Genomic DNA, 15,586 nt, shown 5'->3' with positions numbered 1-15,586 from the left:
ATGACCGCCGCTCCCGCCCCGACCGACTCGCACTGCCCGTACTGCGCCCTGCAGTGCGCGATGACGCTGACCCGGGTCGACGACCCGACGCCGGTGAGCATCGCGGGGCGGGAGTTCCCGACCAACCGGGGCGGGCTCTGCGCGAAGGGCTGGACGGCCGCGGAGCTGCTCGCGAGCGGGCAGCGGCTGCGGGCGCCTATGCTCCGCGGATCGGACGGCACCTTCGTCGAGGTCTCCTGGGACGAGGCGCTCGACGCGGTCGCGGCGGCCGTCACGAAGGCTCAGGAGCGGCACGGAGCGGACGCGGTCGCGGTCTTCGGCGGCGGCGGGCTGACCAACGAGAAGGCCTACCAGCTGGGGAAGTTCGCCCGGATCGCGCTCGGCACCTCGCGGATCGACTACAACGGCCGGTTCTGCATGTCCTCGGCCGCCGCCGCCGGCAACCGGGCCTTCGGCGTCGACCGCGGGCTGCCGTTCCCGGTGACCGACTTCGACGAGGCCGACACGATCCTCCTGCTCGGCTCGAACGTCGCGGCGACCATGCCGCCCTTCCTGGCGCACCTGGCCGGGGCGCGCTCGCGCGGCGGGCTGATCGTCGTCGATCCGCGCCGCTCCGCCACCGCCCGGCTCACCGAGGACGGCGCCGGACTGCACCTGCAGCCGGCGCCCGGCACCGACCTCGCGCTGCTGCTCGGCCTCACCCACCTCGTGCTCGCCGAGGAGCTGGCCGACCGCGACTACCTCGCCGCGCGCACGACCGGGTTCGACGCGGTGCGCCGCAGCGTCGCGTCCTGGTGGCCGGAGCGCACCGCCTCCGTCACCGGTGTGCCGGCCGAGCTGCTCCGCCGCACCGCCCGCCGCCTCGCCACCGGTCGCGCCTTCGTGCTGACCGGCCGCGGGGTCGAGCAGCACGTGGACGGCACCGACACCGCGACCGCCGCGATCAACCTCGCCCTCGTGCTCGGGCTTGTCGGGCGGCCGGGGTCCGGCTACGGCACCCTCACGGGCCAGGGCAACGGCCAGGGCGGCCGCGAGCACGGGCAGAAGGCCGACCAGCTCCCGGGCTACCGCTCGATCCGCGATCCGGAGGCGCGGCGGCACGTCGCCGGCGTCTGGGGCGTGGATCCGTCGACGATCCCCGGGCCGGGGCTGCCGGCCGTCGCACTCCTCGCCGAGCTCGGCCGCTCGGTGCGCTGCCTGCTCGTGCACGGCTCGAACGTGGTCGTCTCGGCGCCCGACGTCGACGCCGTGCGGGCCGGGCTCTCGGCGCTGGACACGCTCGTCGTCTGCGACTTCTTCCTCTCCGAGAGCGCGGCGCTGGCCGACATCGTGCTGCCGGTGCCGCAGTGGGCGGAGGAGGAGGGGACGATGACCTCGCTCGAGGGCCGCGTCCTGCGCCGCCGCCGCGCGCTCGATCCGCCGGCCGGCGTCCGCAGCGAGCTGTGGATCCTGAGCGAGCTCGCCCGCCGCCTCGATGCGCCCTCGACCTGGTCGACCGAGCCGGCGGAGGTGTTCGACGAGCTGGCCCGCGCCTCGGCCGGCGGCGTCGCGGACTACTCCGGGCTCTCGCACGCGCTGCTCGACACCGGGATCGCCGCGTACTGGCCGTACCCCGTCGGCAGCACCGGCACACCGCGGCTCTTCGGCGAGCGCTTCGGCCACGCCGACGGCCGGGCCAGGATGGTCGCCGTCAGCACCGCTCCCCCGGCGCCGGTCGACGTCGGCGACGAGCTGACGCTGATCACCGGCCGCTACCTCCAGCAGTACCAGTCGGGCACGCAGACCCGGCGGGTCGCCGAGCTCGACGGGGCGCGGCCCGAAGCGCGGCTGGAGATCCACCCGGCCACCGCCTCCCGGCTCGGCGTGCGCGACGGCGGGCCGGTCTCGGTCGGCAACGCGCGCGGAGTGGTGCGGGCGCGCGCGAGCGTCACGGCCGACATCCGGCACGACACGGTCTTCCTGCCGTTCCACTACGCGGGCGAGCAGTGCGCCAACCTGCTGACCGAGGCGGTCGTCGATCCGATCTCCTCGATGCCGGAGTTCAAGCGGACGCGGGTCTGGATCCGCGCGGAAGGGGTGCTCGATGTCTGAGCCGATGACGGCGGCAAGCGGAGCAGTCGCGCCCGAGCGGGTCGTCCTGCTCGGCTACGGGCCGGTGGGCGCGCGCTTCGTCGAGGAGCTGCTGCCGGCCGTCCGCGCCGGATCGGTCGCGCTGACCGTGGTCGGCGCGGAGTCCGCCGACGCCTACAACCGCGTGCTGCTCGCCGAGTACGCCGTCGGCCGGGCGAGCCGCGAGCGGCTCAACCTCGGCGACCGCGCCACAGCCGAGGCGGCCGGCGTGGTCTTCCGGCTCGGTGCCGCCGCCGTCGGCCTCGACCGCGCGCGCGGGGTCGTCCGCCTGCACGACGACGAGCGGCTCCCCTACGACCGCCTGGTCTTCGCGACCGGGGCCCGGGCGAACGTGCCGACCCTCGCCGGGATGGAGCGCTCGCGGCGCGACCGGCGGGTGCGCTCGGCGCTGCCCGCGACGCTCGATCAGGGCGCGAGCCCGCTGCCCGAGCGCGTCGTCGCGCTGCGCGTCCTCGACGACGCGCACGTCGTGCTCGACGCGGTGCGCGCCCGCTCGCGCATCGTGGTGCTCGGCGCCGGGGTGCTCGGGGTCGAGTTCGCGCTCGCCGCCGCCGAGCAGGGCGCCGATGTCGTCGTGGTGTATCACGGCGACATCCCGATGGGGCGGAACCTCGATCCCGGCGGCGGGCGGATGCTCGCTGCGGCCGCCCGCGCCGCCGGCGTCGACATGGTGTCGCACGCCCGCTCCGAGAGCATCCTGCTCGCCCACGACGACCTCGGCCGCGCGCACTTCCAGGCGCTGGTCTGCGCGGACGGCAAGCAGATCGAGGGCGACCTGCTCGTGCTGTCCTGCGGCGTCGGGGCGCGCACCGAGCTCGCGGCGAGCGCCGACCTCGCGGTCTCGACCGGGATCCTCGTCGACGAGCACCAGCGCAGCTGGACGGATCCGCGCGTCTTCGCGATCGGCGACTGCGCCCACGTCGCGGCCCGGGGCTCGGCGCTGCCGGACGGCCGCGTGCCCGGCGGCCCCAGCGGGCTGATCGGGCCCGGCTGGCAGCAGGCCGACCGCCTCGCGGCCCGCATCGCGGCGGAGGCGGTGGGCCGCCTCGCCGACGAGCGCGTGCCGGCCGCGCGCCCCGCCGTGGTGATGCTGAAGGCCGAGGGCGTCGACCTGGTGGCGGGCGGCGATCCGACGGCCGAGCCCTGGGACGCCTGCGACGGCGCCCCGCACCCCGAGGTCACCGTCTGGGCGGATCCCGCCCGGGGCGGCTACGCCAAGCTCGTCACCGTCGGCGGAGTGCTGCGCGGCTTCGTCTCGGTCGGCCTGCCGCGGGTCGGCGCCGAGCTGACGCTGCTGTTCGAGCGCGGCTCCGAGCTGCCGGCCGACCGCTCGAGCCTGCTGCGCCTCGACGCCCCCGACGCGGGAGCGGCCCCGACCGGCGACCCGTTCGCTCCCGACGCCACCGTCTGCTGGTGCAACGGCGTCTCGGCGGGCGCGATCTCCGAGGCGGCCGCCGCGGGCCACGACACCGTCGCCTGCATCGGCTCGGCCACCCGGGCCGGCACCGGCTGCGGCGGCTGCACCGGCCGGATCGCGGAGCTCCTGGCCCGCACGGCCGTCCCGGCCTGACAGCCGTCCACGAGCGGACCCGTATCAGGCCCCGGTTCCCGCACGCACCCCGACGCCTGATCCGTTCGCCACTTCCTGCTGCTTCGGCCCCCGCATTCCAGCAGAAAGTGCCGAACAGATCACCGCTCCCTGAGGCTCGCGGGCTCAGTCGGCGGCGTCCAGCGCCTCCGCCAGGCGGCGGGTCACCGCGCGCAGCTCGAGCTCGGCGCCGCGGACGCGCTCCTCGAGGTCGGCCGTCCGCGACTCGCCGGCGGTGAGCAGGGGCGGCGTGACGGCCAGCGACTCCTCGGTCTCGCGGCGCAGCTCCGCCAGCGCGGCGCGGTCCTCGTCGAGGGCCGCGCGCAGCCCGGCCGTCTCCTCGCGCAGCGCCGCCGTCTCGGCGCGCACCGCCGCGAGCTCGTCCCGGAGCCCGGCCAGCTCGCCGCGGACCGCCGCGACCTCCTCGCGCACCTCCTCGGTGCGCAGCCGCGCCTGCTCGAAGTACGGCGCGACCATCCGGTGCACCGCCTCGCGCAGCGCGACGCCGCCCCGGCCGAAGCGGGTCGGTGCGGAGGCGGGGTCGGCCCTGAAGTCGTGGTCGTCGGTCATTCGTCGTCCCGTCCGGAGAAGCGGCGGTGGAGCACGTCCATCGCGCGGTGGTCCTTGTCCATGATCTCGGCCTCGAGGGCCGTGTCGGCGGCGCGCTCGGCGAGGCCCGGTCGCGAGCGGCGCTCCAGCGACCGCTCGAGCAGCTCGATCGAGCGCCCGAACGAGAGCGGTCCGCGGGCCGCCGCGCGCCCCCGCCGGCCGAGAGCCTCGAGGTCGGTCGCGCCGCTCACCACGTCGCTCATCGCCTCGAGCAGCGCCGGCGCCGAGCGGCGGATCTTGACGCAGTCGACCCCGTCGACGAGGAACTCGGCGACTCCGCTCGCGGCGGTCACGATCGGCACGCAGCCGGCCGCGGCCGCCTCCACCGGCGCGACGCCGAACGGCTCGCCCGCCCAGGTCGGGAAGAGGAAGGCGTCGGCGCGCCCGTGCGCGGCGAGCACCTCGTCGCGGGGGCGCGGGCCGTGGAACGTCACGACACCCTCGAGCCCGGCCGCGGCGGCGGCGGCGCGGTAGCCGTCCACGTCGCCGTCGCCGTAGAGGTCGACCCGGAAGTCGCGGGTCCGCTCGGCGAGCGCGGCCGACGCCTCGAGCACGAGGTCGACGCCCTTGTGCTCGCCCAGCGACGCCGCGAAGGTGAAGCGCGTGACACCGCCCTCGCGGTACGTCCGCGGGCCGTCGTCCTCGGGCACGACGACGCCGCGGCCGATCACCTCGACGTCGCCGAGCTGCAGCCCGCCCGCCTCGATCGTCTCGACGAGTGAGCGGCTCACGGCCACGATCTCGCCGCGGTCGAAGTGGTCGGCCCGGTCCGCGCCGTAGACCGCGAGCACCTTCTCCGGCAGGCCGTCGACGAGCGCGTTCGGCGTGCGGTCGCCGAGGTTCCACAGCCAGCCCGCCTCGACCCGGCGCAGCAGGTCGACGATCGCTAGCCCGCCGATCCCCAGCAGGTTGAAGGCCACCACGTGGGTCGGAGCGAAGTCGCGCAGCTCCTCGAGCAGGATGCGGGTGTTCTCGAACCGCGACACCGCGCTCTCGTGGTGCATCAGCCGGGCGATCTCGCCGCCGGTCTGCGGCAGCGGGAAGTAGGTGCGCAGGCTCAGCGTGCGGTGCACCTCGACGCTCGACGGCTCCGGCGGCAGGTAGGTCGGCGTGGTCAGCACCCGCACGTCGTGGCCGCGGGCCGCCATCGCCTCGGCGACGCGGGCGCAGGTCATCTCGTAGCCGCCGAGCACCTGCGGCGGGTAGAGGTTGCTGAGGAAGAGGAGTCTCATGCGCTCGCTCCCTGCCGGTCGGCGTCCGCGGCGATGCGGGCGGTGACCTCGGGCGTGTAGCTCGCGCCGGCCTGGCGGTCGTTGCCGCCGTCCCAGTAGTTGACGAGGTAGAGGCCGGTCTGCTGCGTCCGCGGGACGAACGGGAAGAGCTCGGCCGCCGGCTCGATCTGCGCGACGCGGTAGCCCGCGTCGACCGCGCGCACGTGCAGCCAGATGTCGTCGGCGTCGGGCGCGACCTCCCGGAAGGCGTCGCCGTGCTCGGCGATCGCGACCATCAGCTCGCTCGGGAACAGCTGCCCGGACACCGAGGTGCCGAAGACGTCGAAACCGGCCCGCGTGTCCGCGACGGGCGGCCAGCTCGTGTACGGAGCGACGACGCCGTCGGCGACGAGCACCCGGTGTGCGCGGTAGCAGAGCACCGTCTCGCGCGGGTAGCGCGAGCGGGCGTCGAGCAGACCCCGGAGCCAGCTGCGCGGGTAGACGATGTCGTCGTCGGAGGTGACCAGGTCGCGCTCCCCCGCCCGCCCGGAGAGCAGGTGCGGGTAGTACTTGGTGTGCACGCGGTAGCCGTCGACCAGCCGGATCTCGAGGCCGCGGCGGCGCAGGCGCTCGAGGTTCGCGGGCAGCGCGGTGAACAGCGCCGGGTCGTCCAGCCAGAGCACGAGCCGGGCCGGGCGGGCGGACCCGCGGGCGATCGACTCGATCGCGACGTGCACGCGCCGGATCCGCTCGCCGTGGGTCGTCATCGTGACGACGACCTCGCCGGCCGGGTCGACGACCGGGCGGCGCGAGACGCGGTTGGCGAGGTCGAGGCCGAGCAGCTCGCGCCGGAACGCGAGCGAGCGCGGGTGGTCGATCGGGCGGGCGGCCACGACCGCGGCGCGGCGCTCGCGGAGGCTCTGCGGCGCGGATCGGGCCCGGCGCGCCAGGCGGAGCAGGCGGGTGCGGGGGCGGAGCCGGGCCCCCAGCGCGGCGAGGCGCGTGCGGGGCCGGAGACGTCGGCCGAGCGCGGCGAGGGCGGAGTGCATCGGTCCAGGATAACCAGGCACCCCTGGACGGCCGGTGGTCTCAGCGGCCGCCGAGGACCGCGTAGGCCCGCACCGGGAAGGTGCCGAAGCCGCTCACCTTGGGCGGGACCGCGGTGAAGCGGGCGCCGGTGGCGGGGAGCTGCTCGAGCCCGCGGAGGTGCTCCACGACGTGCACTCCCGCGGCGAGGAGGAGGCTGTGGGCGGGCCGCTCGCCCCCGCCCTCGACGTCGTCGATGTTGACGGAGTCGATGCCGACGAGTACCGCGCCGCCGGCGATCAGCGCCTCCGCCCCGGCCGCGGTGAGGAACGGCGCGCCGCTCGCGTACCCGGGCGTGGCGAAGTGCGCGTCCCAGCCGGTCGACAGCAGCACCGCGGCTCCGGAGACGTCGAGTCCGTCGAGCGCGTCGCGGTCGATCCCGCGCCGTCCGGCCGCGCGCACGTCGACGACGACGGCCGGGAGGTCGACCAGTGTCTCGAGGTCGAGCCCGGCCAGGTCGGTGCCGCCCTCGTAGCGGTGGAACGGGCTGTCGAGGTAGGTGCCGGTGTTGCCGATCATCTCGATGACGTCCAGCGCGAACTCCGTGCCCGGGGCGTAGGAGGCACGCGAGGCCTCCCGCGTGAGGTGCGGCCGGATCCGCGGCGACGGCAGGCCCGGGTAGGTCACCAGCCCGTCCGCGACGGTGTGACTGAGATCGACGATGCGGCGCGCGGAGGAGGTCATGCTTCCGATCGTGCCAGTGGCAGGATCACCGCGTACCTCGAAGAACTGCCACTCATCGCCCGAAGAAGGCCAGCCGTCGGCCACCTCCGGCACGCGGAACCACCTCCGGCACGCGGAAACGACCGGATCCGGCGAGCCCGACCGCGAATCACGAGCCGAACATGCGCAGGTGACTTCCGGGGGCACCTCCGGCACGCGGAAACACTTCCGGCACGCGGAATCCGCCGACTCCTGCGAGCCGGACGCGATTCCGCGAGCCGGAGGTGCGAGCAGACGCCTGGGCGACGCTGGACTCCGCCCGGGCCGCCTGCGCCGCTACTTCTTCGGCAGCGCCGCCGCGAGGTCCGCGATCAGATCGCTCGCGTCCTCGATGCCGACCGACAGCCGCACCAGCGACTCCGACACCTCGAGCGGCGTGCCCTTGACCGATGCGTGGGTCATCTCGCTCGGGTAGCCGATCAGCGACTCGACGCCGCCCAGCGACTCCGCCAGCTGGAACAGCTCGGTCGACTCCGCGAACTTCCGCGCCGCGCGCGGGGTCGCCAGCTCGACCGAGAGCATGCCGCCGAAGCCCGACATCTGCCGCTTCGCCAGCTCGTGGCCCGGGTGCGAGGGCAGCCCCGGGTAGTGCACGGCCGTCACGGCGGAGTGCCCGGCCAGGAACTCGGCGACCGCCTGCGCGTTCTTGGAGTGCCGCTCCATCCGGATCGCGAGCGTCTTGATCCCGCGCACCGTCAGCCAGGCGTCCATCGGGCTGGAGATCGCGCCGACCGCGAACTGCAGGAAGGCGACCTTCTCCGCGAGCGGGCCGGAGCGCAGCGCGAGCGCCCCGCCGACCACGTCCGAGTGCCCGCCGAGGTACTTCGTCGTCGAGTGCACGACCACGTCGGCGCCGAGCGCGAGCGGCTGCTGCAGCGCCGAGGAGGCGAAGGTGTTGTCGACGACCACGATCAGGTCGTGCGCGTGCGCCAAGTCGGCCAGCTCCGCGATGTCGCTGATCGTCATCAGCGGGTTCGACGGCGTCTCGACCCAGAGCATCTTGGTCTCGCCGGGGCGGATCGCGTGCTGCACCTCGCGCAGGTTCGACATGTCGACCGCGGTGTTGCTGATGCCCCAGGCCGCGTGCACCCGGTCGATCAGCCGGTGGCTTCCGCCGTACGCGTCGTTGCCGAGCACGATGTGGTCGCCGGGAGCGAGCGCCGCGCGGATCAGGGTGTCCTCGGCGGCGAGGCCGGAGGAGAACGAGTAGGCGACGTCCGCGCCCTCGAGCGAGGCGATCAGCTCCTGCAGCGAGTCGCGGGTCGGGTTCGCCGAGCGGGCGTACTCGTAGCCGCCGCGGAAGCCGCCGATCCCGTCCTGGACGAAGGTCGACGTCATGTAGACGGGCGGGACGACCGCGCCGGTGGTCGGGTCGAACTCCTGACCGGCGTGGATGGCGCGGGTGTCGAAGTGCTGCTTCTTGGGCATGATCGCGGGGCTTTCCTGGTCGAGGGGGTGGAGAAGAAGGGGAGAGGGCGGCGCTCAGGCCGTCGCGAACGACAGGAGGTCCTGCCGGGTGATCACGGCGACCGGCTTGCCCTCGTCGGTGACGAGCAGGGCGTTCGCCTCGCTCAGCGCGGCGCGGGCCGCCGTGATGCTCTCACCGAGGCCGATCAGCCGGAGCGCGTCGCCGGCGGAGGCGCCGATCGGATCGGTCATCGAGGTCGCGCCGCTGAAGACGCGGTCGAGCAGCTCGCGCTCGTCGATCGCGCCGACCACCTCGCCCATCACCACGGGCGGCTCGGCGGTGAGGACGGGCAGCTGCGAGACGCCGTAGGTCGTCATGATCTCGATCGCGTCCCGGACGGTGTCGCTGGGGTGCACGTGCACGAGGGCCGGCAGGTCGCCCGTGCTGGGGTTCGCGGCCCGCGCCGAGAGCACGTCGCGGACGGTGCCCTCCTCGCGATGCTCGAGGAAGCCGTAGGAGCGCATCCAGCGGTCGTTGAAGATCTTGCCGAGGTAGCCGCGCCCGCCGTCGGGCAGCAGCACGACGACCACGTCGTCGGGTCCGAGCTCGGCGGCGGCCTTGAGCGCGACCGAGACGGCGAGGCCGCTCGAGCCGCCGACCAGCAGGCCCTCCTCGCGGGCGAGGCGGCGGGTCATCGCGAACGACTCCGCGTCGCTCGAGGCGATGATCCGGTCGACGACGCTCGGGTCGTAGGCGCTCGGCCAGAAGTCCTCGCCGACGCCCTCGGTCAGGTACGGGCGCCCGCCGCCGCCGGAGTAGACCGAGCCCTCCGGGTCGGCGCCGACGATCTGCACGCGGCCCTCCGACACCTCCTTGAGGTAGCGGCCGACGCCGCTGATGGTGCCGCCGGTGCCGACGCCCGCCACGAAGTGCGTCAGCTTCCCGGCGGTGTCGCGCCAGATCTCGGGGCCGGTGGTCTCGTAGTGGCTGAGCGGGCCGTTGAGGTTCGCGTACTGGTTGGGCTTGAAGGCGCCCGGGATCTCCCGCGCCAGCCGGTCGGAGACGGAGTAGTAGGAGTCCGGGTCCTCGGGAGCGACGGCCGTCGGAGTGACGACGATCTCGGCGCCGTAGGCGGTGAGCACGTTCCGCTTGTCCTCGCCGACTTTGTCGGGCAGGACGAACACGCAGCGGTAGCCGCGCTGCTGCGCGACGAGGGCCAGGCCGATGCCGGTGTTGCCGCTGGTCGGCTCGACGATCGTGCCGCCGGGCTTCAGCAGGCCGTCGCGCTCGGCCGCGTCGATGATGCGGGTCGCGATGCGGTCCTTGGACGAGCCGCCGGGGTTGAGGTACTCCACCTTGACCAGGACGGTGGCCTGCACGCCGGAGGCGACCGGGCCGAGCTTTACGAGCGGGGTGTCGCCGATCAGGTCGAGCACCGAATCGGCGTACGCCATCCCGGTGTCCGGGCGTGCGGGAAGGGCTCGATCGAGGGTCATGCGGCCAGCGTATCAACCGCGGATCGCCGGATGACGGGGGTCGCCGAGACCCCCGGACGCGGCCCCGGCACGGTCCGCGGGAGAGTGGTTCAGCGCAGAGGAGTGCCCTATCGTGGGGGTCCTCGCGTCACCGCCGACCGGAACGGACACCGCCTGCAATGACCCCTCCGATCACCGCCACGACGCGGGGTCCGGCCGATGCACGCCTACTCAGACTGCTCGGCCCCGCCATGGTCGCCGGAGTCGCCTACCTCGATCCGGGCAATGTCGCCAGCAACATGACGGCGGGCGCCCGCTTCGGCTATCTACTCGTCTGGGTGGTCGTCCTCGGCAATCTGATGGCCTGGCTGATCCAGTACCTCTCGGCCAAGCTCGGCCTGATGACGGGCAAGTCACTGCCCGAGCTGCTCGGCGAGCGCCTCCGCGGCCGCTGGGGCCGACGGGCGTACTGGCTGCAGGCCGAGACCGTCGCGATCGCCACCGACCTCGCCGAGGTCATCGGCGGCGCGATCGCGCTGAACCTGCTGTTCGGGCTGCCGCTGCTCGCCGGCGGACTCGTCACCGGGGCGGTGTCGCTGGTGCTCCTGGTGATCCAGACCCGCGGCGGCGCGCAGCCGTTCGAGCGCGTGATCACGGCGCTGATGGTCGTCATCGCCGTCGGCTTCACCGTGGGCGTGGTCGTCGATCCGCCGGACGCGGGCGCGGCCGCCGCCGGGCTCCTCCCCCGCTTCGACGGCTCGGAGTCGGTGCTGCTCGCCGCGTCGATCCTCGGCGCCACCGTGATGCCGCACGCGATCTACGCGCACTCCGCCCTCGCGCGCGACCGCTTCGGCCGCGTCGACGGGGTGACCGCCCGCCGGAGGATCCTCACGGCCACCCGGATCGACGTCACCGTCGCCCTCGCGATCGCCGGCACCGTGAACCTCGCGATCCTGCTGCTCGCCGCGCACTCGCTGTCCGGCGTCGCCGGGACCGACAGCCTCGAGGGTGCGCACGCCGCGATCGGCGCGGCGCTCGGGCCGGTCGTCGCGACGCTCTTCGCGGTCGGGCTCCTCGCCTCCGGCCTCGCCTCGACCTCGGTCGGCGCCTACGCCGGCGCCGAGATCATGCACGGGCTGCTGAACCTGCGCGTGCCGCTCGTCGCCCGCCGCCTCGTCACGCTGATCCCGGCGCTGATCGTGCTCGGGATCGGCTTCGACCCCACCCGCGCGCTCGTGCTCAGCCAGGTCGTGCTCTCGTTCGGCATCCCGTTCGCGCTCGTCCCGCTCGTCGCCCTCACCCGCGACCGCGCCCTGATGGGCGATCAGGCGAACCGCTGGTTCACCACCCTCGGCGCGATCCTCGCCGCCCTCTTCCTCATCGTGCTGAACGGCCTGCTCCTCTGGCTGACCTTCACCGGCTGAGCGCAGGCGCTGCATGCTCACCGGCTGACCCGCACGCGCTGCATGCTGGTCGAGCAGCCCCGGAGGGGCGTATCGAGACCCGCCCACCCCGAGCACTCCCACCCCGCATTGATCCGATCCGGAGCCTCGCTCGTTATCCTCTGAGAGCGCCTCTCAGGCGCCTGCGCCTCCCCCGGCGCGCCACCCCGCGATCAGAACGAGAGACGCCACCGTGCCCAAAGACACGATGTCCGCCAAGAACCGCGCCCGCCAGGACAAGGTCGAGGCCTACAAGCGCGAGCAGGCCAAGCGCAAGCGCAGCGGCCGGATCTGGATCTGGTCGCTCTCGGCCCTCGCCGTCGTCGCGATCGGCGGCATCGTCGCCGTCACCGTCTTCGGCAACCAGCAGATCGTCGAGGCCCGGCAGATCGACGGCCTGCAGACCTTCGAGAACGACGCGACCCACGTCGCCGGCACCGTCGACTACGCGCAGACCCCTCCCGCGGGCGGCCCGCACAACGCCGTCTGGATGAACTGCGGCGTCTACGACGAGCCCGTCCCGAACGAGAACGCCGTGCACGACCTCGAGCACGGCGCCGTCTGGGCGACCTACGACCCGTCCCTCCCGCAGAGCGAGGTCGACGCCCTGATCGCCGCGATGCCCGACACCTACGCGGTCGTCTCGCCCTACGAGGGTCTCGACTCCCCCATCGTGCTCAGCGCCTGGGACGCCCAGGTCGCCATCGACTCCCCCGAGGACCCGCGCATCGACGCGTTCATCGAGCGCTTCTGGCAGGCCTCGACCGCACCCGAGCCCGGTGCCCCGTGCACCGGAGGCATCGATGCGCCCGGCAAGCAGTAGGGGCCGCCTCCTCGTCGCGGCCGTCGCCGTCGTCGCCCTCCTCCTGGGCGCGGCGGGCGGCTACCTCTTCGGCGCCCTCGCCCCGTTCTCGTCCTCGGCCACCCCGTCGACGACGAGCGCGGAGGCCGGCTTCGCCCGCGACATGCAGGTGCACCACCTCCAGGGCGCCGAGCTGGCGATGATCGCGCGGGACCGCAGCGCCGACGACGAGGTGCTCACCGTCTCGAAGGACATCCTGCTCACCCAGCAGCAGCAGGCCGGTCAGCTCTTCGGCTGGCTGAACTCCTGGGGCCTCCCGCAGGCGGCCCCCGAGCCGTCGATGACCTGGATGGGCCGGCCGACCCTCGCCGGCGCCGCCGACGAGCACTCCTCGATGGGCATGTCCACGGAGGAGGACGTCGTCCCCGAGAGCATGCCCGGCCTCGCGACGCCCGAGCAGATCGCCGAGCTGAGCACGCTCACCGGCCGCGACTTCGACCGCAGGTTCCTCGAGCTGATGATCGCCCACCACCGCGGCGCGATCGACATGGCCGAGGCGCTGCTCGCCCGCAGCCGCGCCACGGTCGCCACCGACTTCGCCTCCTCCGTCGTGAAGGCCCAGGAGGCCGAGATCTCCCTGATGGAGCAGATGCTCGCCGACCGTCCGGCCGCCTGAGCGGCGTCCTGCGTGCAGAACATCAGTGGAGAACCGTGCTCATCCGCCATCGGCGATGAGAGGCAGTCTCAGCTGATGTTCTGCACCATCACCCCGCGCAGCGACCGGGCGATCCCCTCTCTCGGGCCGTCTCAGGGCTGAGACGTAGCCGACCGGGGTCTCAGCGCTGAGACGGCCGAGAGTCGACGCCGCTGCAGGTCCGCTCGGCGGGATGCGACAGCGGGAGCGACGGGGCGGCCGAGGGCGTCCTCAGGAGCTGAGGGCCGTCTCGACCTGCTGGGCGTAGAGGGAGGCGTAGAGGCCGCGGCGCTCGAGCAGCTCGAGGTGGGTGCCCGACTCGACGATGCGGCCACCGTCGACGACGTGGATGACGTCGGCCGAGACGACCGTCGAGAGGCGGTGCGCGATCGCGATGGTGGTGCGGCCGCGGGCGGCGTCGTCGAGGGCGGTCTGCACGATCCGCTCCGAGACGGTGTCCAGCGCGCTGGTCGCCTCGTCGAGGATGAGGACGGCCGGGTCCTTCAGCAGCACCCGCGCGATCGCGAGGCGCTGCTTCTCGCCGCCGGAGAGCCGGTAGCCGCGCTCGCCGACGAGGGTGTCGTAGCCGTCGGGGAAGGACGCGATCGTGTCGTGGATGTTCGCGGACCGCGCGGCCGCCTCCAGCTCCTCCTGCGTCGCGCCGGGGCGCGCGTAGCGGAGGTTGTCGGCGATCGTCGCGTGGAAGAGGTAGGTCTCCTGGCTGACGATGCCGATGTGCGAGACGAGGGACTCCTGCCGCAGCTCCCGGACGTCCGTGCCGGCGAAGCGGACGGAGCCCTCGGAGACGTCGTAGAGCCGGGGCACGAGGTACGAGATCGTCGTCTTGCCGGCGCCGGAGGGACCGACGAAGGCGACGAACTCGCCCGGCGCGATCGAGACCGAGACGTGGTCGAGGGTCGGCCGGACGTCGTCGGTCTGGTCGGGGTAGCGGAAGACGACGTCGTCCAGCTCGACGCGGCCGAGCTCGCCGTCGACGTCGCGGGCGCCCGCGCGGTCGGCGATCGCGGGCCGCAGGTCGAGGTACTCGAAGATGCGGGCGAAGAGCGCGCCGGCGGTCTGCAGGTCGAGCGCGACGCGCATCAGCCCGAGCAGCGGCCACATCAGCCGCGCCTGCACGGTCGTGAAGGCGACGACGGTGCCCGCGGTGACGGTCGTCCCGCCGAGGATCAGCCAGGCGGCGACGAGGTAGACGACCACGGGGATCACCGAGAGGAAGATCTGCACGGTCGCGAAGAACCACTGCCCGGACATCTGCTGGCAGACCTGGAGGTCGATCTGCCGGCCGTTCTCGTCGGCGTAGCGGGTGACCTCCGACTCCTGGCGGCCGAAGCTCTTGGCGAGCAGGATGCCCGAGACGCTCAGCGTCTCCTGCGTGATCGCCGTCATCTCGGACAGCGACTCCTGCGTCTTCGTGGCGATCCGGGCGCGGACCTGGCCGACCCGGCGCTGCGCGATCACGAGCACCGGGGTGAGCACCACGGCGACGATCGTCATCTGCCAGGAGAGCAGGAGCATCGCGACGACGGCCGCGATCACGGTGACGGTGTTGCCGAGCACGCTCGAGACGGTGTTGGTGAGGACGCTGGCCACGCCGCCGACGTCGTTGGCGAGGCGCGACTGGATGACGCCGGTGCGGGTGCGGGTGAAGAAGCCGAGCTCCATCGCCTGGAGGTGGCGGAACAGCCGGATGCGCAGCTCGCCCATCACGCTGTTGCCGACCGTGGCGGTGAGGAAGGTCTGCCAGACGCCGAGCACGGCGGAGACCACCCAGATCAGCACCATCACGCCGACCAGCTCGAGCAGGACGGGGAGGTTCGGGCGGCCGCCGGGCGGGAAGAGCCCGCGGTCGAAGGCGAGCTGGGTGAGCAGCGGCGGCACGACGGTGAGGGCGGCGCCGACGAGCACGAGGGCGACGGTGAGCATGAGCTTGGTGCGGTGGGCGTGGAAGAGCGAGGCGATCCGGGAGAAGAGGTGGTCGATCCGCGGGGCGTCGGAGTTCTTCCGCCGCTGGGCGTCGGGGTCGCTGCTGGAGATCTTCCCGCGCACCGCGCCCGCGCGCATCCCGCCGCCGCTCGCGACGTCACCCATCCTGCTCATCGCTCGACCATAACCCCGGCCGCCGACACCGCCCGCGGCTTCCGCCCACGGCGAAGATGTGCTCAGCGGCGGGCCCTCGGCGGCGTACCTGCCGACCCCGACGGGCCGCGTTCCGCGGACTCCGCTCCCCGGGTCTCGATACGCCGCGTCCCGCGGCTACTCGACCGGCATGGATCACCGACCGTCCGCGGCATGCCTGTCCGGCCACCGCCTTCATGCTGGTCGAGTAGCCCCGCAGGGGCGTATCGAGACCCGACGGCACCAGCACGGCGGGTCTGCGGACTCAGGTATTGACGGTGG

12 protein-coding genes are annotated in these 15,586 nt (G+C 73.7%); 5 read left to right on the top strand and 7 right to left on the bottom strand.

The genetic code is table 11. The features are described from left to right. Entirely contained in the window at window positions 1–2,091 is a 2,091-nt protein-coding gene (locus tag EDF43_RS15605) for a molybdopterin oxidoreductase family protein (protein ID WP_132437605.1), read from the top strand. Continuing rightward, window positions 2,084–3,700 carry an FAD-dependent oxidoreductase gene (locus EDF43_RS15600; RefSeq protein ID WP_243646338.1) on the top strand — a complete coding sequence of 539 codons (1,617 nt, stop codon included), beginning with the start codon at window positions 2,084–2,086 and terminating at the stop codon, window positions 3,698–3,700. The genes EDF43_RS15605 and EDF43_RS15600 overlap by 8 nt, the downstream gene beginning before the upstream one ends. A 144-nt stretch (window positions 3,701–3,844) precedes the next feature. Here the strand turns inward: EDF43_RS15600 and EDF43_RS15595 are convergent, their stop codons facing one another. The 6 genes from EDF43_RS15595 to EDF43_RS15570 all read right to left on the bottom strand — a co-directional run bounded on the left by EDF43_RS15595 (window position 3,845) and on the right by EDF43_RS15570 (window position 10,209). Further along, on the bottom strand, window positions 3,845–4,288 hold the full coding sequence (locus EDF43_RS15595) for a hypothetical protein (protein ID WP_123737349.1): 444 nt from the start codon (window positions 4,286–4,288) through the stop codon (window positions 3,845–3,847). Next, a complete protein-coding gene (locus EDF43_RS15590; RefSeq protein WP_132437604.1) occupies window positions 4,285–5,559 on the bottom strand; it encodes a glycosyltransferase family 4 protein in 1,275 nt (424 codons plus the stop codon). Before EDF43_RS15590 ends, EDF43_RS15595 begins: the two co-directional genes overlap by 4 nt. Then, window positions 5,556–6,587, bottom strand: coding sequence for a glycosyltransferase (locus EDF43_RS15585; RefSeq protein ID WP_132437603.1), 1,032 nt, complete (start codon window positions 6,585–6,587; stop codon window positions 5,556–5,558). Before EDF43_RS15585 ends, EDF43_RS15590 begins: the two co-directional genes overlap by 4 nt. A 40-nt stretch (window positions 6,588–6,627) precedes the next feature. Further along, the gene (locus tag EDF43_RS15580; RefSeq protein ID WP_132437602.1) at window positions 6,628–7,308 is read right to left on the bottom strand and encodes a cyclase family protein; all 681 of its coding nucleotides are present in this window, start codon (window positions 7,306–7,308) and stop codon (window positions 6,628–6,630) included. A 315-nt stretch (window positions 7,309–7,623) separates the two neighbouring features. Further along, a complete protein-coding gene (locus EDF43_RS15575) occupies window positions 7,624–8,775 on the bottom strand; it encodes a cystathionine gamma-synthase (protein ID WP_123447781.1) in 1,152 nt (383 codons plus the stop codon). A gap of 54 nt (window positions 8,776–8,829) precedes the next feature. Continuing rightward, the gene (locus tag EDF43_RS15570) at window positions 8,830–10,209 is read right to left on the bottom strand and encodes a cystathionine beta-synthase (RefSeq protein ID WP_132437643.1); all 1,380 of its coding nucleotides are present in this window, start codon (window positions 10,207–10,209) and stop codon (window positions 8,830–8,832) included. A gap of 200 nt (window positions 10,210–10,409) precedes the next feature. Here EDF43_RS15570 and EDF43_RS15565 point away from each other — a divergent pair, with 200 nt between their 5' ends. The 3 genes from EDF43_RS15565 (at window position 10,410) to EDF43_RS15555 (ending at window position 13,150) form a co-directional block, all read left to right on the top strand. After that, window positions 10,410–11,654 carry an Nramp family divalent metal transporter gene (locus EDF43_RS15565; protein ID WP_123447783.1) on the top strand — a complete coding sequence of 415 codons (1,245 nt, stop codon included), beginning with the start codon at window positions 10,410–10,412 and terminating at the stop codon, window positions 11,652–11,654. 211 nt (window positions 11,655–11,865) lie between these two features. Next, window positions 11,866–12,495 (top strand): DUF3105 domain-containing protein, encoded by a 630-nt coding sequence (locus EDF43_RS15560; RefSeq protein WP_243646337.1) that lies wholly within the window; start codon window positions 11,866–11,868, stop codon window positions 12,493–12,495. Beyond that, window positions 12,476–13,150 (top strand): DUF305 domain-containing protein, encoded by a 675-nt coding sequence (locus EDF43_RS15555; protein WP_132437601.1) that lies wholly within the window; start codon window positions 12,476–12,478, stop codon window positions 13,148–13,150. The genes EDF43_RS15560 and EDF43_RS15555 overlap by 20 nt, the downstream gene beginning before the upstream one ends. 249 nt (window positions 13,151–13,399) lie before the next feature. Here EDF43_RS15555 and EDF43_RS15550 read toward each other — a convergent pair whose 3' ends face one another. Beyond that, a complete protein-coding gene (locus EDF43_RS15550; RefSeq protein ID WP_132437641.1) occupies window positions 13,400–15,277 on the bottom strand; it encodes an ABC transporter ATP-binding protein in 1,878 nt (625 codons plus the stop codon). Between the last annotated feature and the right edge of the window lie 309 nt (window positions 15,278–15,586).

Source organism: Rathayibacter sp. PhB179 (assembly GCF_004345345.1).
Classification (GTDB): domain Bacteria; phylum Actinomycetota; class Actinomycetes; order Actinomycetales; family Microbacteriaceae; genus Rathayibacter; species Rathayibacter festucae.
This window is presented reverse-complemented; position numbering and strand designations above follow the sequence as displayed.